The 22,945-nt window shown below is 57.1% G+C and carries 27 protein-coding genes; 7 read left to right on the forward strand and 20 right to left on the reverse strand.

What is annotated here, in order from left to right:
• Positions 1-165: 165 nt before the first annotated feature.
• Complete coding sequence (gene rplI, locus RWV98_RS13370) at positions 166-612, reverse strand: 50S ribosomal protein L9 (RefSeq protein ID WP_280961310.1); 447 nt, start codon at positions 610-612, stop codon at positions 166-168.
• A 21-nt stretch (positions 613-633) separates the two neighbouring features.
• Positions 634-2,637, reverse strand: coding sequence for a DHH family phosphoesterase (locus RWV98_RS13375; protein ID WP_280961309.1), 2,004 nt, complete (start codon positions 2,635-2,637; stop codon positions 634-636).
• A 154-nt stretch (positions 2,638-2,791) separates the two neighbouring features.
• Here RWV98_RS13375 and RWV98_RS13380 point away from each other — a divergent pair, with 154 nt between their 5' ends.
• The 3 genes from RWV98_RS13380 to RWV98_RS13390 are packed head-to-tail and all read left to right on the forward strand — an operon-like array spanning position 2,792 to position 4,297.
• On the forward strand, positions 2,792-3,163 hold the full coding sequence (locus tag RWV98_RS13380) for a VOC family protein (protein ID WP_317861339.1): 372 nt from the start codon (positions 2,792-2,794) through the stop codon (positions 3,161-3,163).
• A 28-nt stretch (positions 3,164-3,191) separates the two neighbouring features.
• Entirely contained in the window at positions 3,192-3,734 is a 543-nt protein-coding gene (locus tag RWV98_RS13385; RefSeq protein WP_280961307.1) for a chromate transporter, read from the forward strand.
• On the forward strand, positions 3,731-4,297 hold the full coding sequence (locus RWV98_RS13390; RefSeq protein WP_280961306.1) for a chromate transporter: 567 nt from the start codon (positions 3,731-3,733) through the stop codon (positions 4,295-4,297). The genes RWV98_RS13385 and RWV98_RS13390 overlap by 4 nt, the downstream gene beginning before the upstream one ends.
• A gap of 44 nt (positions 4,298-4,341) precedes the next feature.
• Here the strand turns inward: RWV98_RS13390 and RWV98_RS13395 are convergent, their stop codons facing one another.
• The 5 genes from RWV98_RS13395 to hprK all read right to left on the reverse strand — a co-directional run bounded on the left by RWV98_RS13395 (position 4,342) and on the right by hprK (position 9,019).
• The gene (locus tag RWV98_RS13395) at positions 4,342-4,752 is read right to left on the reverse strand and encodes a C-GCAxxG-C-C family protein (RefSeq protein WP_317861341.1); all 411 of its coding nucleotides are present in this window, start codon (positions 4,750-4,752) and stop codon (positions 4,342-4,344) included.
• A 20-nt stretch (positions 4,753-4,772) separates the two neighbouring features.
• Positions 4,773-6,026 carry an N-acetylmuramoyl-L-alanine amidase gene (locus tag RWV98_RS13400; RefSeq protein WP_317861343.1) on the reverse strand — a complete coding sequence of 418 codons (1,254 nt, stop codon included), beginning with the start codon at positions 6,024-6,026 and terminating at the stop codon, positions 4,773-4,775.
• Between the two features lie 234 nt (positions 6,027-6,260).
• Positions 6,261-7,181: an ROK family protein gene (locus RWV98_RS13405; RefSeq protein WP_317861345.1), complete on the reverse strand. Its 921-nt coding sequence runs from the start codon at positions 7,179-7,181 to the stop codon at positions 6,261-6,263.
• 24 nt (positions 7,182-7,205) lie between these two features.
• Positions 7,206-7,928, reverse strand: coding sequence for a phosphatase (locus tag RWV98_RS13410; RefSeq protein ID WP_317861347.1), 723 nt, complete (start codon positions 7,926-7,928; stop codon positions 7,206-7,208).
• 158 nt (positions 7,929-8,086) lie between these two features.
• On the reverse strand, positions 8,087-9,019 hold the full coding sequence (gene hprK, locus RWV98_RS13415; RefSeq protein WP_280961301.1) for an HPr(Ser) kinase/phosphatase: 933 nt from the start codon (positions 9,017-9,019) through the stop codon (positions 8,087-8,089).
• Between the two features lie 280 nt (positions 9,020-9,299).
• Here hprK and rpmB point away from each other — a divergent pair, with 280 nt between their 5' ends.
• The 4 genes from rpmB (at position 9,300) to RWV98_RS13435 (ending at position 12,843) form a co-directional block, all read left to right on the forward strand.
• Positions 9,300-9,488, forward strand: a complete 189-nt coding sequence (gene rpmB, locus RWV98_RS13420) for a 50S ribosomal protein L28 (protein ID WP_280961300.1) — start codon at positions 9,300-9,302, stop codon at positions 9,486-9,488.
• A 97-nt stretch (positions 9,489-9,585) separates the two neighbouring features.
• Positions 9,586-10,272 carry an AzlC family ABC transporter permease gene (locus tag RWV98_RS13425; protein WP_317861350.1) on the forward strand — a complete coding sequence of 229 codons (687 nt, stop codon included), beginning with the start codon at positions 9,586-9,588 and terminating at the stop codon, positions 10,270-10,272.
• Entirely contained in the window at positions 10,273-10,602 is a 330-nt protein-coding gene (locus RWV98_RS13430) for a branched-chain amino acid transporter permease (RefSeq protein ID WP_419195990.1), read from the forward strand.
• A 75-nt stretch (positions 10,603-10,677) separates the two neighbouring features.
• Positions 10,678-12,843 carry a Tex family protein gene (locus RWV98_RS13435; protein WP_317861352.1) on the forward strand — a complete coding sequence of 722 codons (2,166 nt, stop codon included), beginning with the start codon at positions 10,678-10,680 and terminating at the stop codon, positions 12,841-12,843.
• Positions 12,844-12,857: 14 nt separating this feature from the next.
• Here RWV98_RS13435 and RWV98_RS13440 read toward each other — a convergent pair whose 3' ends face one another.
• From RWV98_RS13440 to RWV98_RS13500, 13 genes are all read right to left on the reverse strand, one after another.
• A complete protein-coding gene (locus RWV98_RS13440; RefSeq protein ID WP_317861353.1) occupies positions 12,858-13,082 on the reverse strand; it encodes a hypothetical protein in 225 nt (74 codons plus the stop codon).
• 1,122 nt (positions 13,083-14,204) lie between these two features.
• A complete protein-coding gene (locus tag RWV98_RS13445; protein WP_442872065.1) occupies positions 14,205-14,894 on the reverse strand; it encodes a YoaK family protein in 690 nt (229 codons plus the stop codon).
• A gap of 113 nt (positions 14,895-15,007) precedes the next feature.
• A complete protein-coding gene (gene atpC, locus RWV98_RS13450) occupies positions 15,008-15,409 on the reverse strand; it encodes an ATP synthase F1 subunit epsilon (protein ID WP_317861355.1) in 402 nt (133 codons plus the stop codon).
• Position 15,410: 1 nt separating this feature from the next.
• Positions 15,411-16,808 carry a F0F1 ATP synthase subunit beta gene (atpD, locus tag RWV98_RS13455; RefSeq protein WP_317861357.1) on the reverse strand — a complete coding sequence of 466 codons (1,398 nt, stop codon included), beginning with the start codon at positions 16,806-16,808 and terminating at the stop codon, positions 15,411-15,413.
• Positions 16,809-16,996: 188 nt separating this feature from the next.
• Positions 16,997-17,866 carry an ATP synthase F1 subunit gamma gene (gene atpG / locus RWV98_RS13460; RefSeq protein ID WP_317861359.1) on the reverse strand — a complete coding sequence of 290 codons (870 nt, stop codon included), beginning with the start codon at positions 17,864-17,866 and terminating at the stop codon, positions 16,997-16,999.
• A 40-nt stretch (positions 17,867-17,906) separates the two neighbouring features.
• Complete coding sequence (gene atpA / locus RWV98_RS13465) at positions 17,907-19,412, reverse strand: F0F1 ATP synthase subunit alpha (protein WP_317861361.1); 1,506 nt, start codon at positions 19,410-19,412, stop codon at positions 17,907-17,909.
• A 16-nt stretch (positions 19,413-19,428) separates the two neighbouring features.
• The gene (gene atpH, locus RWV98_RS13470; RefSeq protein ID WP_317861363.1) at positions 19,429-19,971 is read right to left on the reverse strand and encodes an ATP synthase F1 subunit delta; all 543 of its coding nucleotides are present in this window, start codon (positions 19,969-19,971) and stop codon (positions 19,429-19,431) included.
• Between the two features lie 7 nt (positions 19,972-19,978).
• Entirely contained in the window at positions 19,979-20,470 is a 492-nt protein-coding gene (gene atpF / locus RWV98_RS13475) for a F0F1 ATP synthase subunit B (RefSeq protein ID WP_317861365.1), read from the reverse strand.
• Positions 20,471-20,507: 37 nt separating this feature from the next.
• On the reverse strand, positions 20,508-20,765 hold the full coding sequence (gene atpE, locus RWV98_RS13480) for an ATP synthase F0 subunit C (protein WP_317861367.1): 258 nt from the start codon (positions 20,763-20,765) through the stop codon (positions 20,508-20,510).
• A gap of 64 nt (positions 20,766-20,829) precedes the next feature.
• Positions 20,830-21,546, reverse strand: a complete 717-nt coding sequence (locus RWV98_RS13485) for a F0F1 ATP synthase subunit A (RefSeq protein WP_317861368.1) — start codon at positions 21,544-21,546, stop codon at positions 20,830-20,832.
• 3 nt (positions 21,547-21,549) lie between these two features.
• The gene (locus RWV98_RS13490; protein WP_317865767.1) at positions 21,550-21,924 is read right to left on the reverse strand and encodes an ATP synthase subunit I; all 375 of its coding nucleotides are present in this window, start codon (positions 21,922-21,924) and stop codon (positions 21,550-21,552) included.
• 5 nt (positions 21,925-21,929) lie between these two features.
• The gene (locus RWV98_RS13495; protein ID WP_317861369.1) at positions 21,930-22,190 is read right to left on the reverse strand and encodes an AtpZ/AtpI family protein; all 261 of its coding nucleotides are present in this window, start codon (positions 22,188-22,190) and stop codon (positions 21,930-21,932) included.
• Between the two features lie 255 nt (positions 22,191-22,445).
• Positions 22,446-22,856: a hypothetical protein gene (locus RWV98_RS13500; protein WP_317861371.1), complete on the reverse strand. Its 411-nt coding sequence runs from the start codon at positions 22,854-22,856 to the stop codon at positions 22,446-22,448.
• Positions 22,857-22,945 lie beyond the last annotated feature (89 nt).

The following is a 22,945-nucleotide window of genomic DNA, read 5'->3' on the forward strand; positions in this document are numbered from 1 at the left end:
AAAAGTTCATCCACGTTGGCATCCCCCCTTTTAATTCTGAGTTAGTAATTAGGAATTAGTAGTTAGTAATTAATTGGACCGCACCCCATTATCGCCAACTCACAAAATAGTGCCATTGAAGCCCACCCCGCAATTACTAATTACTCATTACTAATTACAAATTTATTACGCCTCAACAACCTGCACGAGGATCTCGCCCGCGATCTCGGCGTAGAGCTTTGCCTTGATGCGGTGCACGCCGAAGGTCTTGATCGGCTCCTCGAGCACGATCTTGTTCTTGGGCACATTGACGCCGTACTGCTTCTTCAGCTCCTCGGCGATCTCCTTGGCTGTGACGGCGCCGAACAGACGGCCGCCCGCGCCGCCCTTGGCCGGAACCTTGACGGGGCTGATTTTCAGCTTTTCCGCCGCTTCGCGCGCGGCCTGCTGCTCCTGCGCCACACGGCGCGCGTGCGCTTCGTCCTGCGCGCGCTTGACGTTCAGGTTATCCGCCGTAGCCGGCTCGGCCAGCCCGCGGGGCATCAGGAAGTTGCGTCCGTAGCCCTCGCTGACCTCGATCAGGTCGCCCGCTTTGCCCTTGCCCTTAACATCCGCTTTTAAAATGACTTTCATCGGTATTTGCTCCTTTTATTCTTAATTGTTATCGTTTGATTTTTCAGACTGCTGATCGCTGAGATAGCCGGCGATCGCCTCGGTAATCACGCGGCTTGCTTCCTCCGCGGCCATTCCACGCAGCTGCGCGCCCGCGGCCGCGTGGTTGCCGCCGCCGCCGAGCCGCTCCATCAGCAGCTGTACGTTGACCTGCCCCGCCGAACGGGCGGAAACCGCCATATCCGGCCCGCTGCGAAACGCCACAACGCTTGCCCGCGTGCCGATAATGGAAAGCAGCTCGTCCGCCGCCTGCGCGGCCGCGACGCGGTCGATCTCTTCCGCGCTCACCGCGAGAATAACGCCCTGCCCGCAGTCCTGCGCGGAGGAAATGAGCTTTTGCCGCTCCATATACTGGTCAAAGGTGGATTGGAACAGATGCTTGACGTCGGACACCTCCGCCCCGGCGCGGCGCAGATAAGCCGCGGCTTCAAAGGTGCGCACGCCCGTGCGCGCGGAAAAGCCCTTGGTATCCAGATAAATGCCCGCGAGCATTGCTTCGGCTTCGCCGGCGAGGATACCGGTGGTCGGCACTAAGTACTGCAATAGCTCGCTGACCAGCTCGGAAGCCGAGGAGGCGTACGGCTCATGCAGATTGACCACACTGTTTTCGATATAATCCGCCGCGCGCCGATGATGATCGATCACCGCGACCTTGTTGATCGACTGCAGCAGCGCTTGACTTTCCACATAGCCGGGGCGGTTCACATCCACCACGATCAAAAGCGTGTTGAAATCGCAAAGCACCATCGCGCGTTCCGCGTCGATGAATACATCCTTATATTCGGGAAGGCTTTCCAGATGGCCGATCAGTTCGGACGCGACCGTATGCTCCCGGTCAACGACGATATGCACCGGCTTGCCTTTTTCGCGCGCCGCGCACACCATGCCGGAGGCCGCGCCGATGGCATCCATGTCCGAATTACAGTGGCCCATGATGAGCACCTGCGAGGAATCGCGGATGAGCTGGCTCAGCGCGCCCGCGACCACACGGCTTTTGACCTTGGTGCGCTTTTCCATCTCTTCGCTCAGGCCGCCGTAAAACTCAAAGGAATACCTGTTTTTGATGACCGCCTGATCGCCGCCGCGCGACAGCGCCATATCGATCGCCAGACCCGCGTAGCGATAGCTTTCCGCCAGAGTCTCGCCGTCCTTGCCGATACCGATCGACAGCGTGGCGACGACGCCCTCGTGGTTCTGGATATCGCGCACCTCCTGCAAAACAGAGAACTTTTTGGCCGTTAGGTTGGCCAGATCGCTGTTTTCCAGAATAAAGATATATTTATCCCGATCGTACTTGCGCAGGATCGCGCTGCTGTCCTTTGTCCAGCTGGAAAGCCGCTTGTCGATGCCCGCCAAAATCGCCGATTTTTCAGAATCGGTCGTGTTCTTCATCAGTTCTTCGTAGTTGTCGATCGCGATGACGGCGATCGCGGGGCGGCTGGTCTCGGCTTCGTCGCGGAGGTGCACGAACTCGGTGCAGTCGATAAAGTGCAGCACCATCAACTGGCCCGCGCCGCCGGAAACCATACAGCCGTATACTTCAAAGCTTTTTTTGCCGATGCGCAGCTCGGCGGGCATTTGGTTCTTGCCCTCAATCAGCCAGCGGGTCTCAAAGGTAGGGGCCAGCTCGCTCATGCGCATGTGCACCGCGCCGCCAAGCTGTCCGGAAAGCTCGGCAAACGCGTCGTTCGACCAAATGATCTCGCCCGTCGTCGCCAGCGCGACGACCGTCGCCAGCGGCGAACGAATGATGGACGGGTGGATGGTGCCATCCGTATTCAGCTGGATATTATCCATCAGTTCCTGTGTGCGCCGCTTTTGCTCGGCGCGCTGCTTCATGGAGATCAGACGCAGCAGCACGCAGATCACGATACCCGCAATGCCGTAAGGCACCGAGTATAACAGACCGGCCACCGCAAATAATAGAAAAATGATAAGAAACAGCGTCTGCCCGGGCTGCAGCGACCGTTGAATTCGTTTATGCAATCGCTTCGTCCTCCTTTCGGACGCAAATATTCACGTTAATTATAACATTGCCTTGGGGTATTGTAAACAAAAATCGCCTGCGCGGATTGTCTTTTTGCCCAATTCGTGATACAGTATCCGCAGGAGAACCGAATGAATAAGGAGGAAAACCATCATGCAATTCCGTTTTGCCCACAATAATCTGAACGTACTGGACTTGGACAGATCGCTCGCCTTTTATAAGAACGCGCTCGGCCTTACCGAGGCGCGGCGTAAAGAGGCGGCGGACGGCAGCTTTATCATCGTATTTCTGTCCGATGGCGGGCTGACCCCCCATCAGTTGGAGCTGACTTGGCTGAAGGACCGCAAGGAGCCCTATAACCTTGGCGAAAACGAGTTCCACCTTGCTTTCCGCGTGGACGATTACGAGGCCGCGCACCAGAAACATGCCGAGATGGGCTGCATCTGCTTTGAAAACCCGACCATGGGCATTTACTTCATTTCGGACCCGGACGGCTACTGGCTGGAGATCATCCCCACAAAGTAATGAGCCGCCGAAAGGAGCGAAGCTTTTCTTGAACCCCTATCTCGATCTGTTCCTTACCTTTGCGCGCGTCGGCGTGTGCACGTTTGGCGGCGGCTACGCCATGCTGCCGCTGCTGCAGCGCGAAGTCGTTGAGCGGCGCGCTTGGGCGACCGATACCGAATTGATGGATTATTACGCGATCGGTCAATGCACGCCGGGCGTGATCGCGGTGAATACCGCTACCTTTATCGGCTATAAGCAGCGCGGCGTTTGGGGCGCGATCTGCGCCACAGCCGGCATGGTTTTTCCATCCCTCGTGATCATCACGGCCATCGCGGCCTTTATCGCACAGTTTTCCCACCTTGCAGCCGTGCAGCATGCCTTTGCGGGCGTGCGGCTGGCGGTATGCGCGCTCGTGCTCCGCTCGGTCTACCAGATGGCGAAAAACGGCGTGATCGATCTCACCACCGGCATTTTGCTTGTTGTCACTTTTGCCGCGGTCGCATTTTTGGGGCTGTCTCCGGTGTTGATGATCGTGCTTTCCGGGGTGATCGGCGTGATCGCCGGTCTGATCAGGAGGCGGCGCCAATGATCTATTTACAGCTGTTTTGGGAATTTTTCAAGACCGGCCTGTTCGCGGTAGGCGGCGGTCTGGCAACGCTGCCCTTTTTGCAGCAGATCGCCGCGCGCTATCCATGGTTCACGCCGGACGATCTGCTCAATATGATCGCCGTTTCGGAATCAACGCCCGGGCCGATCGGCGTCAACACCGCCACCTACGCGGGTTTCCACGCCGCGGGCCTGCCCGGCGCGCTGACGGCCACGTTTGCGCTGGTGCTGCCCTCGGTCGTGATCATCATGCTGGTATCCCGCGCGCTGCAGCGGTTTCGCGATAGCGCGCTGGTGCAGGATGTGTTCTACGGCCTGCGGCCCGCGTCCGCCGGGCTCATCCTCGGGGCGATCTGGGGCGTGTTCCTATCCGCGCTGTTCCACATTGAACGTTTTGCGGGACTGTCCTCGCTGCCCAGCGTGATCAATCTGCCCTCGCTTTTGTTTTTCGCGCTCATGCTGCTGGCCGTGTGTAAGCTTCCCCGCCTGCATCCCATTCTGTTCATTCTCTGCGGCGCGGTCTGCGGCGTTGTATTTCAATTTTAAAAAAGAGGCCGGTAAAACGCAATCCGCGTTTTACCGGCCTTTCCTTACTTATTTTCCAGCAGCTGTTCTTCGATCAGACGGCATGCGTCTTCGATACAGCCGGGGCAGGTGCGGCGAACAACGCCGTCCGTCATGCCTTTCAGCTCATGGCAGAGATAGGAGCCGTTTTTCTCCTGAAACGCCTTACCGAGCGCACGGGTTGCCTGATAGGTCCGGCCCTTGGTCTCGCCCGGGTGCGCGGTGCCCTTGCTGCCCATCACGCCCGCGAGCATGAACGCGCCGGTCAGCGCGCCGCATACCTCAAACAGGCCCATACCGGAGCCAAAGCCCTCCGCCATTTTAAAGGCGGTTTCCTCATCCAGATCGAAAGCGTCACAGTAGGCGCAAACAACGGACTGCGCACAGTTGTACCCCATCTTATGCAGGCGCTCGGCCCGCTCCATTCTGGTTTCCATTTTCTTAAAGAAGCCTCCCCTTAATACTCTACCTGCGAGAAATAGCTCATAATCGCCGTGCACTGCGCGCGCGCTTCCGCTTGCCAGTCCTCTTCGCTGTCGATAAACTTCGCGTCCTCCGCGTTGTCGATGAAGCAGAACTCACTGATCACCGCGGGAATCTGCAGTTTTGCCGCGATGCGGTTGGTGTAGTAGTAATCGCCGTTCGAGCCGACGCGGAACCAAGTCGGGCGAATGGTCAGCCCCAGCTTTTCATATTCGTAGGCAAGCTCTTCCGCGAGCAGCTTGGTCGGCCCGCCGTTCTCATCCGCGATCTGCGCGAGCACCTGCGCGCCGCGCGCCTGTGTATTGGCCGCGTTATGGTGCAGCCCGAAGAAAAGATCAACCGAATCGACATATTCCTCCATCAAATCGCCGCGCAGCGACAGCGAGGAGCCTTCTTCCAGCGAATCGCGCACCATAATGACCGTTACGCCCTCGTCTTCGAGGTATTCCTGTAAGTACTGCGCGACATAAAGGTTAATATGCTTTTCATCCATCCCCAGCTCTTCGTTCTTTGCGCCGGGGTCGCTGCCGCCATGGCCCGCGTCGATGATTACGGTGATTTTGCCGTCGAGCTGTGAGGTACGCGGCTCCGGCTCGGGTTCCGGCTCAGGTTCGGGCTTCGGGGTGGGTTCGGGATCAGGCTCCGGATCGGGCGTGGGCTCGGGTTCGGGCTCCGGGGTTTGGATCAGCACGGTCTTGCTCGCGCTTTCATACAGCGCGGTGAAGCCGATCTCGCTTGCCAGATCCGCAATCTTAAAGTAGTTATTGCCATTGATGTTGTAACCGCTAACCGCTACCTTCTGCCCGTCCAGCAGTATCTTGGAGGACGAGGCGGAAACGCTCAATTTACCGGAAGAGGAGACCGCCATTTCCCCGCCCACGGCGGAATATTTGGAATTGCTGATCATATTAATCGCCTGCGCCTTGCTATCCCATTTAACGTCGAACGTGGCGGTGGAACCGCTGAGCAAATAGGCGATATCGCGCAGTTTAAAATAATTGTACCCATCCACATTATATGCCTGCGGCTGCACCGCCTTGCCGTTTACCTTCACCTTGTGCGTGGAAGGCACGACCTTGGGCGCAACCGAAGCCGCCTTTTCAGGCGTTTTTTGCTGTACCGCGGGCGTTCCCAGCTCCGGATCGATCGCGGCGTTCGCCGCCAAAGCCTGAGCGGGCAGTAAAAAGAAAAAAGCGCATAAAAGCGCCGCAAAGCGTTTGAAATGCATGGTGATCCTCCATAGTCCTGCGCGTGAACAGCTTCCACAGGAAGCCGAGATAGTACGGAAAGTATATCACCAAATCCGATATTTTTCAATAAAAAACGGGTTACTTCGACTAATTTGTAATATTACAGCGCCCAATGCCGTATCCGCCCAATGCCTATATACAAAAAAGCAGCTTTCCCGGATGCGGCTTGCAAGCCGTTTGCCGAGAAAGCTGTTTTACTCAAATTTCTTATATCAGAGCATGGCCGCGCCGATCAGGCCGGCGTCGTTGCCAAGCTGCGCGACCACGAGCTTAGTGTTTCTTTCTTCACAGCGAAAGGTGTCGTGCTCGGTCAAACGGCGCAACGGCGCGAGCAGCTTTTCGCCGTAACCGGCCAGCCCGCCGCCCATCACGATGCATTCCGGCTGGAAGATGTTGATCACGTTGGACAGGCCGCACGCCAAATTGCGGCAGTATTCCTCAAACAGCTCGATCGCGAGCTCGTCTCCCTCGTCCACCGCGTCGCAGATCATTTTGGCGTTGAGCTTTCCCTTGTACGGCATCATGCTGCTTTCGCGGCCGGCTTCCAGCGCCCGCTCGGCGAAATTTACAAAATGCATCGCCGAGGCGTATGCTTCCAAGCACCCCAAACGGCCGCAGTTGCACGGCTCGCCGCCCTGATGGATCACCATATGGCCTATTTCGCCCGCGATGTCGTTGAAGCCGGAATACAGCTTGCCGTCTATCACGATGCCGCCGCCCACGCCTGTGCCGAGCGTGATCATGACCACATCCTTCGCGTTTTGCGCCGCGCCCGCGATCGTTTCGCCAAGCGCCGCGCAGTTCGCGTCGTTATCCAGCCCCACCGGGCAGGAAAACTCCGGCTCGAACGCGTGCGCGAAACCGACCTCGTTCATGCCGAGATTGGTGCCGAAGATCAAACGGCAGTTTGCCTTATCGAGCGAACCCGGCACGCCCAGACCGATCTGCGTCACCCGGTCGGGTTCTATGCCATGTTCGGCGCACAGGGCAAGCGCCAGCCGCTTCATATCAGCGCGCAGGCCGTCTGGGTCGCCGGTACGGGTCGGGCAGCTCTGCTTGCGCAGCAGCGAGCCGTCCTCGCCGCAAAGGGCCACCTTTACGCTTGTGCCGCCCAGATCGATGCCAATTCTCATTCTCTCTTCCTCCTTTGGCCGCTTTTAAAATAAATGGACGCCCCGGCCCGTAAAATAAGCGTTCAGCCGCTCCACGCTGCTATTGATCACCAGTTCCTCCGGAAATTCGATCTCCTCCAGCATGGCGAGCGCGCCGTCCACCCGGCCCACGGTGAATTCAATGTGTGAATCGCTGTTGACCACGACCGGCACCTCGTATTTCTTGCACAGGCGCGCGATCTCGGCGCAGTTTTCCCGGCTGCCCGGACGAATGTGCAGCGAATTGTTATTGATCTCCACAATTTTTCCATATTCGTTGCAGCGGGAAATAATATATTCCATATCAAACGGAAATTTGTTGTTGCCCGGATGTCCAAGCGCGTTCACCTGCGGATTGTGCAGCACGGCTTCGAGCGCTTCGGTGTGCTTTGCGCGGGTAGCGGGCGGGTAGCAATCATCGTGAAACGAAGCGAGGGCGAACTCGACCGCGTGCATGCCCCGGCCGCCCATTTCGTCAACATGGCCGTCCGGCGCGCAAATATTCAGTTCAACGCCGCGGATCACGGTTACGCCCTCCATCTGCCGGGGGATAATATCGAGATTGGCAAAGTGCCACTGATGCGCGCCGTCCTCCATGGCGGGGCCGTGGTTGGTGATACCAATGGCGACAAGTCCGGCTCTCTGCGCGCCTTGCGCCATTTCGCGGAGCGAGCTGTAGGCGTGGTCGGATACGCTGGTGTGTGTGTGCAGGTCTGCGACGATTTTCATATAGTACTATAATCTCCTTTGTTCATACAAAACGTACCCGTTGCCATAAACGGGCGGCCAAAGGTCGCCCCTGCGGAAACACAAGGGGCTGAAAAGCAAACCCTCCGTACCGTAGGGGCGACCCGCGGTCGCCAGCGTGCAGCGACGCTGCGTATTTTTTAGTTGCCGTACTGCCGGAGCATGCGCTCCTGCAATTCCTTGGCGGCGTTAAAGCCCATCTTCTTCTGGCGGTCGTTCATGGCGGCGACCTCGATGATCACCGCGAGGTTGCGCCCGGGCTTGACCGGAATGGTAAGGCTGGGCACGGCGATATCGAGGATGCTGGTCGTCTGCCCGTCCAGCCCCAAGCGGTCGTACTGCTTGCCGTCCTCCCAAGGCTCCAAATTGATGACGAGTTCGACCTTTTCGGTCATTTTGATCGCGCCGACGCCGAAGATGCGGCGCACATCGACAATGCCGATGCCGCGCAGCTCGATAAAGTGGCGGATGACTTCGGGCGCGGTGCCGACAAGGGTCTTGTCCGAAACGCGCTTGATCTCGACCGCGTCGTCCGCGATCAGGCGGTGGCCGCGCTTGACAAGCTCGATCGCGGTTTCGGATTTACCGACGCCGGAATCGCCCAAAAGCAGCACGCCTTCGCCGTAAATTTCGATCAGCACGCCGTGCAGCGTGATGCGCGGCGCGAGATTCACCTTTAAAGAGGCGATGATCGCGCTCATCACGGTAGAAGTAAATTCGTTGGTGCGCAGAATCGGCACCTTATATTTTTCCGCCGCCGCCATGCACTCGGGAAAAACGTCGATATTGCGGGAAATGATCATTGCGGGAATGCCGGTGGCGAACAGCCGGTCAAAGCTGGCGCTTCGCGCTTCGGGATCGAGCTGCTCCATATAGCTGGTTTCGACCTTGCCCATGATCTGGATACGGTTGGGATCGAAGAAATCATAAAAACCGGCCAGCTGCAGGCCGGGACGGCTGACGTCGTCCTTGGTGATCTCTATCTTTTCAAAGCCTTCCGGGCCATGGACGACCTCGAAGTTGAATTCCTGCACCAAATCACCCAGACTAACGCCGAACTCTTTTAACTGCATGTGGTTTCTCCCTTCTTCTATTTCGACACACACCGCGCGCGAAGCGGCTTTACCCGCCGCAGCTTTACCGGCATGGTGAAAAATTTGCTCCCGGATTATCTGTTATAACCGTATTATACCCCAGATTCGCCACCTTTTCAACGGTTTTCCAGCTCTCCCCTGCAAAACACAGAAAAACCGAAAAAGCATATCTTTTTTTCACAAAGCGCTTGCATTTGGCAGAAGTTTGTGGTAATATAATATGCGTTACTCAATGCGTGGAAAAAGGAGGTGCAGGAAAATGGCAAAGTGCGATATTTGCGGCAAGGGCGTTACCTTTGGTATTCAGGTTTCTCACTCTCATCGCCGTTCTAATCGGACGTGGAAGCCGAACGTTCGCCGTGTCAAGGCTCTTATCGACGGTACTCCCCGCCATGTCAACGTATGTACTCGGTGCCTCCGCTCCGGCAAGGTTACTCGTGCGGTCTGATTTTATCAGAGCAAACGTTGAAAAGCATCCTAAGCGCTCTGCTTGCAGAGCGCTTTTCTATTGACATTCTTTCAAAATCCGTAGGTGAGTGTTACCCATGAAAAAAGCATTCCGCCCCGCCTTCGCCGTGACTGTTCCGGTGCTGTGCGGCTATCTGTTTATCGGCTTCGCGTTCGGCGTTATGCTGCGGGACGCGGGCTTCGCGCCCCCTTGGGCGTTTCTTTCCAGCTTGACGATCTACGCGGGCTCGGGGCAGTATTTGCTCGTTTCGCTGTTATCCGCCAACGCTTCTCTCGTTACCGTCGCGGTGATGACGCTGCTTTTAAACTGCCGCCACATATTTTACGGCCTATCCTTTTTAGAGCAGTTTCAGCAGATGGGCAAGGCAAAACCGTACATGATCTTTTCGCTGACCGACGAAACCTATTCCCTGCTCTGCTCGCTCAAAACGCCGGAGGGCGTCGACCCGAGCGCCATGCGGTTTGCGATCGCGCTGCTCGATCAAAGCTACTGGATCATCGGCTCGGTCATCGGCGCTGTAATCGGCGGCGTTTTGCCGTTCGATTCGACCGGTATCGACTTTGCGATGACCGCGCTTTTCACCGTCATCTTTGTCGAGCAATGGAAGAGCAGCAAATGCCATATCCCCGCCTTTCTCGGGCTGGGCGCGGCGGCCGTATCGCTCGCGCTGCTTGGGCCGGATCAGTTCATCCTGCCCGCCATGCTGGCCATTTGCGTTATGCTGGTCGCCATGCGCGGCAAGCTGTCTAAGGAGGTGGCGTAAGTGAGTTTCGGACGCACGCTCGCCATGATCCTTGTCGCCGCCGTGTGCACCTTTGCCACGCGCGTGGCCCCTTTCCTGCTTTTCAACGGGAAAAAGCCCATTCCGCCCATCGTCCGCTATTTGGGCGAAGCGCTGCCGCCCGCGGTGATTGCGCTGCTGGTGGTGTACTGTGTCAAAAATGTGAGCTGGGTCTCCGCGCCGCATGGCGCGCCCGAGCTGCTTTGCATTGCCGTCGTCGCGCTTTTACATGCGTGGAAACGCAACAACCTGCTTTCCATCGGCGTGGGCACGGCGCTATATATGTTTTTGGTGCAGGCTGTTTTTATTTAAAATTGCTGAAAGACATGGGTTTACCATGTCTTTTATTTTTGGTAAAATAAGTACAGCTATTAAAGGAGAATTTTGATGGAAACAATGATACAGATCTTGGCCCGCGAGCTGGGCCAAAAGGAAGAGCATGTCAAAAACGTCGTTCAGCTTCTGGACGAGGGCAACACCGTCCCCTTTATCGCGCGCTACCGCAAGGAAATGCACGGCACGATGGACGACCAGCTGATCCGCACGCTGGCCGACCGGCTGGCGTATCTGCGCAGTTTAGAGGAAAAGCGCGCGGATATTCTCGCTTCCATCGAAGCGCAGGACAAGCTGACGGACGAACTGCAAGCCGCGATCATGCAAGCGCAAACGTTGGCCGCGCTGGACGACCTTTACCGCCCCTATCGCCCCAAGCGCCGCACGCGCGCGTCGATCGCGCGCGAAAAGGGGCTGCAGCCTTTATCCGAAGCGCTGCTTGCCGCGCGCAGTCCCATCCCCACCGCCGAGGAACTGGCCGCCCCCTATGTTGACCCGGAAAAGGAGGTCGCGACCGCGGAGGAGGCGCTCGCGGGCGCGTGCGACATCATAGCGGAAAACATATCGGACGACGCTTCGCTCCGCGGCCGCCTGCGCGGGCTCATCCATCGCACCGGCGTGCTCCACACCGCCGGGCTGGATGACGAAGACGCGGTTTATGCCATGTACCGTGAATTTTCCGAGCCGGTGCGCAAATTGCAAAGTCACCGCGTGCTGGCCATCAACCGTGGCGAAAAGGAAGGCAAGCTAAAGGTGACCCTTACCGTGGACGACGCGGAAGCGATGGTGAACCTGAACCGCGCTGTGCTGCACCCCAAAAATCCGTTCGGTGAGCTGCTGCGCGCCACCACGGCGGACAGCTGGAGCCGTTTGCTGTTTCCCTCGCTTGAGCGAGAGCTACGAAACGAGCTGACCGACGCGGCAAGCGAGCAGGCAATTAAAACCTTCGCGCTCAACCTGCGTCCGCTGCTGTTGCAGCCGCCCATCAAAAACCGCGTGACGCTTGGCTTTGACCCAGCCTACCGCACCGGCTGCAAGCTGGCTGTGGTGGACGAGACCGGCAAGGTACTGGAAACGGCGGTGATCTACCCTACGCCGCCGCACAAAAAGATAGAGGACGCAAAAAAGACCCTGAAGCGCCTTTGCGACCGGCACCATATTTCCTGTATCGCGATCGGCAACGGCACGGCTTCCAAGGAAAGCGAGATCTTTGTGGCCGAATTTATTCGCGAATACGGCGGCGCGCTTTCCTATATGGTGGTATCCGAAGCGGGCGCTTCGGTTTATTCCGCTTCCAAGCTGGGCGCGGAGGAATTTCCGGAATTTGACGTTTCCCTTCGTTCGGCGGTATCGATCGCCCGGCGGCTGCAAGACCCGCTCGCCGAGCTGGTCAAGATCGATCCCAAGGCGATCGGCGTGGGCCAATACCAGCACGACATGCCACAGGCGCGGCTCAGCGAAGCGCTGGACGGCGTGGTGGAGGACTGTGTCAGCTCGGTCGGTGTGGATCTGAACACGGCTTCGCCCGCGCTGCTGAGCCGGGTCGCGGGCGTCACGGGCGCGGTATCCAAAAATATTGCCGCCTACCGCGAGCAAAACGGACGGTTTGAGAGCCGGAGACAGCTATTAAAGGTAAAGGGCCTAGGCCCCAAGGCATACGAGCAATGCGCGGGCTTTCTGCGCGTGCCTGAAAGCGCCAACCCGCTCGACCGGACGGCGGTACATCCCGAATCCTACAAAGCGGCCGAAACGCTGCTCACGCTGTGCGGCTATACCGTGCAGGACGCGGCGGCGGGCAAGCTTGGCGAGCTGACCGCGCGCGTGCGCGAGCTGGGCCGCGAAAACGCGGCGGAGCGCTGCGGCGTCGGCGTGCCGACGCTGGACGATATTGTTTCCGAGCTGCAAAAGCCCGGCCGCGACCCGCGCGACGAGCTGCCGCCCCCGCTGCTGCGTTCGGACGTGTTGGATCTGAACGATCTAAAGCCCGGCATGCAGCTGACCGGCACGGTGCGCAATGTAGCCGATTTCGGCGCGTTCGTCGACATCGGCGTGCATCAGGACGGGCTGGTCCATATCTCGCAGTGCTGCAATAAGTTCATCCGCCACCCCTCCGAGGTGCTGACGGTGGGCGATATCGTCAATGTGGTCGTTCTCTCTGTAGACCCCAAAACGCACCGCATTTCCCTATCAATCAAACAAGCTTCGACACCAAAACAGTAAAAATGACCGCCCGGTCACTCAATCGGGCGGTCATTTTTTATTCTTTTCTCGATCGCGCTGTCCATCTCGTCGAAGTGCCTGACCGTTTCCCGGCGCAGCGGCGCGGCTATGACCTCGTCCGGTTCAAGCATGACGCAGCTTTCACACATACCAAATACATTAACGGTGATGCCGGGCAGTCTGCATTTTTCAGACTCATAGTAAACGCACCATTTGTTGAGGCATTCGTCGGTGATCATGTTATCACCTCCCGCCTTATTATACGGCATTCGGGCCTCTTTGTATCTCACAGAAATTTATATCAGAAATTTCTGGTTTACCATATGATGGGGACTTCTGTTAGAATCAATATGGTGATAGCGGTGAGATTTACTTATAATCAGGCACAGAATAAAGAAGAAACGACCTATAAATCTTTATATATCAAAAAATCTCTGGTTGCAAAAATCGATCGAATCGCATTGATCAACAACACCAGCTGGAACAACATTGTCATCTCCATGATCGAATATTGCCTTGAAAATGATGATCCGTAAAGAGCTTGCGGCTCCCGCCGCGGGGGCGAAAGGGAGCGGACACCTAACGTTTTCCCTTCCCTCTCGACTTCCACTCTTTCCCTGCGTCCTATCTGGGGCGGCGCTTGCCGTCTCTTTTTTAATACCTAGCGTTTTATGGTGCTGTACCGGGTTCCAAGGGATTCAGTGGACGGGTTGCTTCGCTTGGCCAGACCGGCCTAGTTTCGCGCGCCCACTTTTGCTGGGGCTGCGTTCTCGGCGCGCCGAGGGCGTCGCGCCCTACAAATTCGGTGGGAGATAACCCGTTTGCGGCGGTAGCAACCATTTCGTTGTAGGGCGGGATGCCTCGGCACACCGCTCGCGGCTACCGCCGCGCATTTTATCGCGAGCGCCAGCGAACCTCCTAAAAAAGTTTCGCGCGCCCACGTTTACTGGAGCTGCATTCTCGGCGCGCCGAGGGCGTCGCGCCCTACAAATTCGGTGGGAGATAACCCATTTGCGGCGGCAGCAACCATTTTGTTGTAGGGCGGGACGCCTCGGCCCGCCGGTCGCGGCTACCGCCGCGCATTTTATCGCGAGCGCCAGCGAACCTCCTAAAAAAGTTTCGCGCGCCCACGTTTACTGGAGCTGCGTTCTCGGCGCGCCGAGGGCGGCGCGCCCTACAAATTCGATGGGAGATAACCCATTTGCGGCGGTAGCAACCATTTTGTCGTAGGGCGGGACGCCTCGGCCCGCCGCTCGCGGCTACCGCCGCGCATTTTATCGCGAACACAGTGAGCCACCAAAACGCGCCATAAACCGTCAATATTCCGCAAATGCCAAAACCATATTCCTAAAAATGACCGTTCATTCCCTAATGTTTTCCTCTTCCTTAACGAACATCACGCAGAACACCACCGCCAAAAGCGCGCATGCCGCAAGCACAGCCTTCTCCGCGAACCAGCCGGTCAGCATACCGCCAACCACAGCGCCAAGGATGAAAAACAAAATGATCGAATAGTAAACAAGCCCCCTGCGCCGCGCGTTCACATCGCCGTTTCGCCGCCAAATGACGAGCTGCTCCGTACCTGAACGCAGGTTGCCCGTGCACATCGTCGTGGCAAAGGCGCTGCCCTGCACCTTGCGGAAGCTTTCCACCTGCATGGCGCACACGAACGATACCGCCGTATTGACCGCCATGTTATAGGCCTGCGGCGCGAACGCCGTCACGGCGAGCAGAATCAGCTCCGCCAGCACGACTACCTGCCGCCAGTGGATATTGATATCCTGATCCTGTTTTCCCTGATAATGCCCCCGAATCAGCTCTACCGCGATCACGCCGAACGCAAACGCCGCGATCGGCAGCAGATAACGCAGGGCGTGTGCCCACTTTCCCTGCGACAGATCAAGCCCCAGCAGAACAATATTGCCGGTCTGCGCGTTTGCAAAAACGCCGCCCCGGCACAGATACGTATAAACATCCAAAAAGCCGCCGACAATCGCCAGCAGCGCCCCCAGCACAAACGATTCGGACATCTGCCCGCGCACTCGTTTCACCGGAAATCGCCTCCCCTTTGTATCTATCACCGCCCTATCATACCATAAATCGCGCGGGCACGCGAGCGGAATACGAAAAAAACGCGCTGCAATCATGATTGCAGCGCGTTTTTTTACTTTTCTTCGGCGATACGCATACGGTTGATCGCCTTTTTCAGCTTGACCTGCGCCACGTTCTGCTCGTGCTCGCTCTCCTTCTGCTGGAGCTTCGCACGCGCGCGTTCGGCCGCTTCGCGGGCGCGGTTGATGTCGATCTCGTCCGCCCATTCGCAGGTGCGGGCCAGAACGACCGTGCCGTCCTTTGAAACATCGACAAAGCCGCCGGAAACCGCGGCGATTCGCTCGCTGCCGTTCGCAATGACGGTCAGGCCGCCGATGCCGAGCGCCGCCGTATACGGCACGTGGTTCGGCAGAATGCCGACATCGCCCTGCGTTGTACGCACGACGATGCGATCCACGTCGCCATCATAAAACTGGCGTTCGGTCGTCAGCACCTTGAGGTGAAAGGTAGACATATTAAGCCCCCTTCTTCGCCTGCTCCACAACATCGTCGATCGTGCCGGCAAACAGGAAGGCGGATTCGGGCAGGTCGTCGTGCTTGCCTTCCAGAATCTCCTTGAAGCCGCGGATGGTCTCCGCGACCGGCACGTACTTGCCAGCCATGCCCGTGAACTGCTCAGCCACGTGGAACGGCTGGGACAGGAAGTTCTGGATCTTACGGGCGCGGGCAACGATCAGCTTATCCTCGTCGGACAGTTCGTCCATGCCGAGGATGGCGATAATATCCTGCAAATCCTTATACTTTTGCAGGATGGACTGCACGGCGCGCGCGGTATCGTAGTGGTCGATACCGACGACGTCAGCCGCCAGAATACGCGAGGACGAATCCAGCGGATCGACCGCGGGATAGATACCCATGGACGCGATATCACGCGACAGAACGACCTTTGCATCCAGATGCGAGAACGTCGTTGCGGGCGCGGGGTCGGTCAAGTCATCCGCGGGCACGTAAACGGCCTGTACCGAGGTGATAGAGCCCTTCTTGGTCGAGGTGATGCGCTCCTGCAGCGCGCCCATTTCGGTCGCGAGCGTCGGCTGGTAGCCAACGGCGGAAGGCATACGGCCAAGAAGCGCGGATACCTCCGAGCCGGCCTGCGTGAAACGGAAAATGTTATCGATGAACAGCAGCACGTCCTGTCCCTCGACGTCGCGGAAGTACTCCGCCATGGTCAGGCCGGAAAGCGCCACGCGCATACGCGCTCCGGGCGGCTCGTTCATCTGGCCGTAAACCAGCGCGGTCTTGTTGATAACGCCGGATTCCTGCATTTCGTTATACAGGTCGTTACCCTCACGGGTACGCTCGCCAACACCGGTGAATACCGAAATACCGCCGTGCTGTTTGGCGATGTTGTTGATGAGCTCCATGATGATAACGGTCTTGCCGACGCCGGCGCCGCCGAACAGGCCGATCTTGCCGCCCTTCGCGTACGGCGCGATCAGGTCGACGACCTTGATGCCGGTCTCAAGGATTTCCGTGGTGGATTCCTGCTCCTCATAAGAGGGCGCGGGGCGGTGGATCGGCCAGCGCTCTTCGGTCTTGACCGCGGGCATGTTATCCACCGGCTCGCCGAGCAGGTTGAAGATACGGCCCAGATTCTCGTTGCCCACCGGAACGGTGATCGGAGAACCGGTATCGACCGCCTTCATGCCGCGCACAAGGCCATCGGTGGACTGCATCGCGATGCAGCGCACGGTGTCCTGACCGATGTGCTGCGCAACCTCGACCGTGACTACGCGCCCTTCGGCCTCGATCGTGATCGCGCTGAGCAGCTTGGGCAGTGCGTCGGCGTCGAATTTGATGTCCAGTACCGGTCCAATGATCTGGACAACGGTACCAATATTCTGCTCACTCATTGGCAAAACTCCCTTGATAAAGTTAGGAATTAGTAGTTAGTAATTAGGAATTTTGGCGGCGCGTTTTACGCGCCATTTGATCACCGGCCCATTACCGGGCCACCATTCCCGCTGCCTACTTCCTAACTCCTAATTAGCTGAGCGCCTTATTTGAAATTACTAATTATTCATTACTAATTACTAATTCGTTAAGCGCCTACTTGTCCCGAGCCTGCGACGATCTCGGTGATCTCCTGCGTGATCGCGGCCTGACGCGCGCGGTTGTAGGATAGGTTGAGATTTTCGATCATTTCGCTGGCGTTGTCCGCCGCCGCTTCCATTGCCATACGGCGCGCCGACTGCTCGGAGCAGAAGCTCTCTACCACGGCGCCGTATAAAACGCCGTACAGGTATTCGGGAATGATCGACTCAAACACCGCTTCGGGCGAGGGATCGTACTCGATCAGAACGGCAGGGCCCTTCTGATCCTCGTTTTCCTCCGCCTTGCTGAAGTTCGCGGGCAGCAGCTGGATGCACTTGGCTTCCTGCTGCAGCGGGGATACGAACTCGGTATAGCACAGGAACACCTCGTCCACCTCGCCGGCGCGGAACAGCTCCAGCGTACGCTCGACAATATCGTGCGTGTCACTGATCTGCATCGTTTCGGCGATACCCGGATAGTTTGCCACAACGGGCCATGCGCGTTTGCCGTAATGCTCCTCGGACTTTTTGCCGATGGTGATCACGCTTGCGCTCTTGCCCTCCATGCTGGCGGCGGCGAGCTTGAATACGTTCGCATTGTAGCCGCCCGCAAGGCCGCGGTCGCCCGCGATAACAAGGTACAGGCTGTGTTTGATCTCACGCTTTTTGGTGTAGATCGAATCAGAATCCCTTGTGGCGGAAGCCAGACGGGTGATCGTCTTGTACATGGTGTTGAAATAAGGCCGGGCGCGCAAAGCGCGCTCCTTGGCGCGGCGCATTTTGGAGGAGGCGACCAGCTCCATCGCTTTGGTGATCTGCATGGTCGACTGCACGCTGCGAATGCGGCGCTTAATGTCTTTCATATTGCCGGAAGCCATCGTTTTGTTCCCTCCTTCCTTCCGAACAAGTGGTTACTGGTTAATGTTCGGACAGGAACTTGGTCTTAAACTCTTCAATGGCTTTGCCCAGCTTTTCCTTGATATCGTCATCCATCTGCTTGGTCGCGCGGATGGTCTGCGGGATATCGCCGTAGTTGCCGTCGATGTACTCGAACAGTTCCTTTTCAAACGCGCCGATCAGGTGCGTCGGCACATCCAGCAGGTGGCCGGAAATGACCGCGTAGATGATGATAACTTGGTTTTCGACCGCGATCGGGCTGGACTGCGGCTGCTTGAGAACTTCGACGATACGCTCGCCCTGCGCCAGACGGTTTTTGGTATCGGCGTCCAGATCGGAGCCGAACTGCGAAAACGCCTGCAATTCGCGGTACTGGGAATACGCGAGCTTCAATGTGCCCGCGACCTTCTTCATCGCCTTGATCTGCGCATTGCCGCCTACACGGGAAACCGAGATACCGGGGTTGACCGCGGGGCGGATACCGGAGTTGAAAAGCTCAGTCTCAAGGAATATCTGGCCGTCCGTGATCGAAATGACGTTCGTCGGGATATACGCCGAAACGTCGCCCGCCTGCGTCTCGATCAGCGGCAGCGCGGTGAGCGAGCCGCCCTCTTGGATGTTTGCCGCGCGCTCCAGCAAGCGGGAGTGCAGGTAGAAAACATCGCCGGGGTACGCTTCACGTCCTGGCGGACGGTGGAGCAGCAGAGAAAGGGCGCGGTAAGCCACCGCGTGCTTGGACAGATCGTCATAAATAACGAGCACATCCTTGCCCTTGTGCATGAAATACTCGCCGATCGAGCAGCCGGAGTACGGCGCGATATACTGCAAAGGCGCCGATTCCGAAGCGGTCGCGGCGACGACACAGGTGAAGTCCATCGCGCCCGCGGCGGTAAGCTGTTCGACGACCTGCGCCACGGTAGAGCGCTTCTGGCCGATCGCCACATAGACACAGATAACGCCCGTGCCCTTCTGGTTGATGATCGTATCGAGGCAGATCGCGGTCTTGCCGGTCTGGCGGTCGCCGATGATCAGCTCGCGCTGGCCGCGGCCGATCGGGATCATGGAGTCGATCGCCTTGATGCCGGTCTGCAGCGGTACGTTGACCGGCGCGCGCTCGATGATGCCCGGCGCCGGGCATTCAATCGGCCGCGCCTCGGTCGTGTTGATTGGTCCTTTTCCGTCGATCGGCGCACCGAGGGCGTCTACGACGCGGCCGAGCATGGCCTCGCCTACCGGCACCTCGACGATACGGTTCGTGCGCTTGACGGTATCGCCCTCACGGATATTTTGATCCGAGCCCAGAATAACGGCGCCGACCAGATCCTCTTCAAGGTTCTGCGCCATGCCGTATACCCCGCCGTCGAACTCAAGAAGCTCGCCGGACATACAATCCTCCAAGCCATGAATGTGCGCGATACCGTCGCCAACGGTGACGACCGTGCCCACATTGGTCAGTTTGATCTGGCTTTGGTAGTTTGTGATCTGCTCTTTGATAATGTTACTTATCTCTTCGGGGCGTAATTCCATAAAGTCACCTACTTCCTTACGCTATCGTATTGGTCAGCTGCCGGGCCAGTTCGGATAGTCTCGTGCGCAGGCTGGTGTCGAACTGTTTGTTGTTCACCTTTACCACAATGCCGCCAAGCAGACTTTGATCCACCGACGTATTAAGCACGACTTCCTTGCCGGTCACGGCACACATCTTGTCACGCAGTTTTTCGGTCAGCGCTTCGCTCATCGGCGCGGCCGTTACGGCGCGCACCTCGACGATGTCGTGATCGAAATAGTACATTTCCTTGTACGCCTCGGCCATACCGAAAATCAGGCCGACGCGGCCCTTTTCCGTGATGAGCATCAGGAAATTGAGCAGATAAGGTTCGATTCTGCCCTCAAAAACCGTTTTCAGAACCTTCTGCTTGTCCTCCTTGCCGATCGAAGGCGTCGTGAGCACCTTCAAAAAATCGGGCTGTAAACGGAAAACATCGCAGACGGCGTTAAACTGATCGAGGTATTCTTTATCCTTTGCTTCACCCTGCGCCACTTCGTACAGAGAGAGCGCGTAGCGCTCGCTTACAATATCCGCCACGTTTCGCTCACCCCACCTTGCTGATGAACTCTTCGATCAGGCGTTCATGGTCGGCTTCGTTGATGTCGCGTTCCACGACCTTCGAGGCGATCATGACCGACAGACCGCCGATCTCATCCTTGATCTCGTTCAGGGCTTTCTGGCGCTCCAGCGCGATATTGGCTTCCGCCTTCTTTACCATTGCGGCGGCCTGCTGCGTGGAGTCCTTCAGGATCTCCTCGCTTCTGACCGTGGCGCGGTGCGTGGCGCTTGAAACGATGTCGGCGGCTTCCTCCTTGGCCTTAGCAAGGCGTCCGGTATATTCCTGACGCAGCTGCTCGGCCTCGGTCTGGGTCTTTTCCGCGGTAGCGTACATGCTTTGCACTTCCTCCTCGCGCGCGGCGAGCATCTTGCGCAGCGGCCCAAACAAGAAACGCTTGACGATCAGAAAGGTGATGAGCGTATTGCAGATTGTTACAACGATCTCCCACCAGCCTATATTGACAAATGGTTGCTCCACAGGTTTACCTCCTTCCTGTTTTAGGAATCACCGAGGTTTACACCTTGCCGATCAGCGGGTTGGCGAACAGCAGGATCAGCGCGATAACCAGCGCGTAAATACCGGTGGACTCTGCCATAGCGATACCGAGAATCATGGTACGGGTGATATCGCCCTGTGCTTCGGGCTGACGGCCGATGGCCGAGCAGGCCTGACCGGCCGCATAACCTTCACCGATACCAGGGCCAAGGCCGGCGATCATTGCCATTCCGGCGCCGAGAGCGGACATACCTGCTACGAATGCTTTGGGATCCATAATTTTTTCCTCCTGATTACTTCATGATGTTTGAAAAAAGTGGATTCTTTTTGTTTTTGGCGTTTTAGCCTTCACGCGCCGCGCCCACATAGGACATGGTCAGCATACTGAAAATAAATGCCTGCATGGCCGCCGTGAACAGATCGAAATACAGCGACAAAATGCCGGGGATGCCGATTTGCAGCAAGGGCACAGGCAGAAAGCCGAGAACGGCGTTCGACAGCACCTGAAGCGCGCCAAGCAGCAGCGTGGTGATGACAAGGCCGCCCGCCATGTTGCCGAAATGACGGAAGGACATGGAAACCGGGGTTGCCACTTCGCTGAGTACGTTGAGCGGCGCCATGATAAAGATAGGCTCCAAAAAGCTTTTCAGATAGCCGCCGAAGCCGCCGTAGCGGATCTTGGTGTAGGTGATCATCGCGAACGTGATCAGCGCCCAGCCAAGCGTGGTGTTCAGGTCAGCCGTGGTGGAGCGCAGACCGATCAGCGAGGCGAGCGAGCCGAAAAACGAGCTCATCAGCAACGCCGCGATATAGGGCGTATAGGCGCGGCTGCCCGGCCCCATCGTGCTGTCGACCAGATTGTCCAGCATGAGAACCAACTTTTCCGCCAGCGCCTGCTTGCCTTTCGGAATCTTTTTCAGCCCGTGGGTCAAAAAGAGACAGAGAAGCAGGATGAACCCCATTACAATCCAAGCGTTGCGCATGGTTTCGGTAATGGGCATGTCCGTTCTGCCAAAGAGATAGCAGTAGACTTTTGGTCCGGTTACCTGTGCGTTCACACATTAACCTCCTTTCTTTTGAAATACACTGGAAGTTAGTAAAATGATCTTGGGGAAGAACAACGGCAGCACGGCTGCCAGCGGATTGAGAAAAGGCGATTTGATTGCCAGAAAGACCACCGCCCCGGTCAGCACATAGCGGATGAGAAACCCACGCTGAACGATACGCTTGCCTGTTTCAGGCGGAAAGTGCACCGCTTTCACGGCGTTTTTCCCGATCATCCAGAACAGTCCCATCGCGTAGGCCGCGCCGAGCAGCAGGCTGACCGCCGTGCGCACGCCACCATATCCAAACAGGGTGAGCGCGCCGAACGCGATCAGCAAAAGCGGGACCATGCCGCGCGTCAGGCGTCCGGCTTCCTGCCGGACGATCTCCATTCCGTTCACGTATCGTCCTCCCTTTCCTTCTCGCTTTGCCTTGCCTTCTTTTCGGTGAACCGCAAAAAGTCCCGCAGTCCGACGACCGCTATCGCGATTCCCAAAAGAATGCCCGCGATTACCACGCCGTTGCCCCACTGAAATTTGTCCCGCAGCCAAACAGCCGCGAAAGCGCAGACAAGCGGCGGCGTGATCATCGTGACGCCAACCTGCGTAAAATAGATCAGGTAGCGCCAAACCGACCAATCCGTCTTCTTTTTCTTCAACCGCATCCCCCCAAGGCTTCGATTGATGCAAGAGTTCGGCCCACTTTTTTGAAGTTCAAAAAAGGCAAAGCTTCCCCCTATCCCACACATCGCTTTTATTATACCTAATGTAACCAAAAAGTGAAACACTTTTCATCATTATTTTCTAAAAAATTTTCGCCCTTTATCGCGTTATTGTGCGGAATGCATAAAAAAATAGACGCAATCTTATCGATTGCGTCTATTGCTATTTTGCAAAGACGGGTTAAGTAATTTTTAGAAAAACTTTTTGATGTTATCCGTCGCGTTAGCCACATCTTCGCTGATGGCCACGGTGATCTTCACGCCGTATTTCTCAGCAAACTGTTCGAGCGAACCCAAAAACTTTTCCGCCTGCGCCAGTTCCTTGTTGCCCGCAACCTTATACAGACCGTCGATAAAGATGCTGGTGATGTCATAATTGCCGGCATGAATGCCGCACAAGAAACCAAGCAGCGTATCATAGTCCTTGATCGCATAATCTTCCGCGTCGATCAGACGAGCGTCATGCGAGATATCAAACGTCAGCTTGCTGCCGCGCGCGATGCATACCACGCTGCCCTTTTCTTCTGTAACCGCGGCGTTGACCCGATCGATGAGTTCCTTCGTTTTGCCGGATCCGGTGCCGCCCATAATAACTTTTACCATATTAATTCCTCCCAACCGTTTGAGGTTAAAATAAGTGTAACATAGATTGTGAAAAAGCTCAAGCACCATTTCCGAACTTCTCTTAATTT

It is taken from the genome of Agathobaculum sp. NTUH-O15-33, from assembly GCF_033193315.1.
Taxonomy (GTDB): domain Bacteria; phylum Bacillota; class Clostridia; order Oscillospirales; family Butyricicoccaceae; genus Agathobaculum; species Agathobaculum faecihominis_A.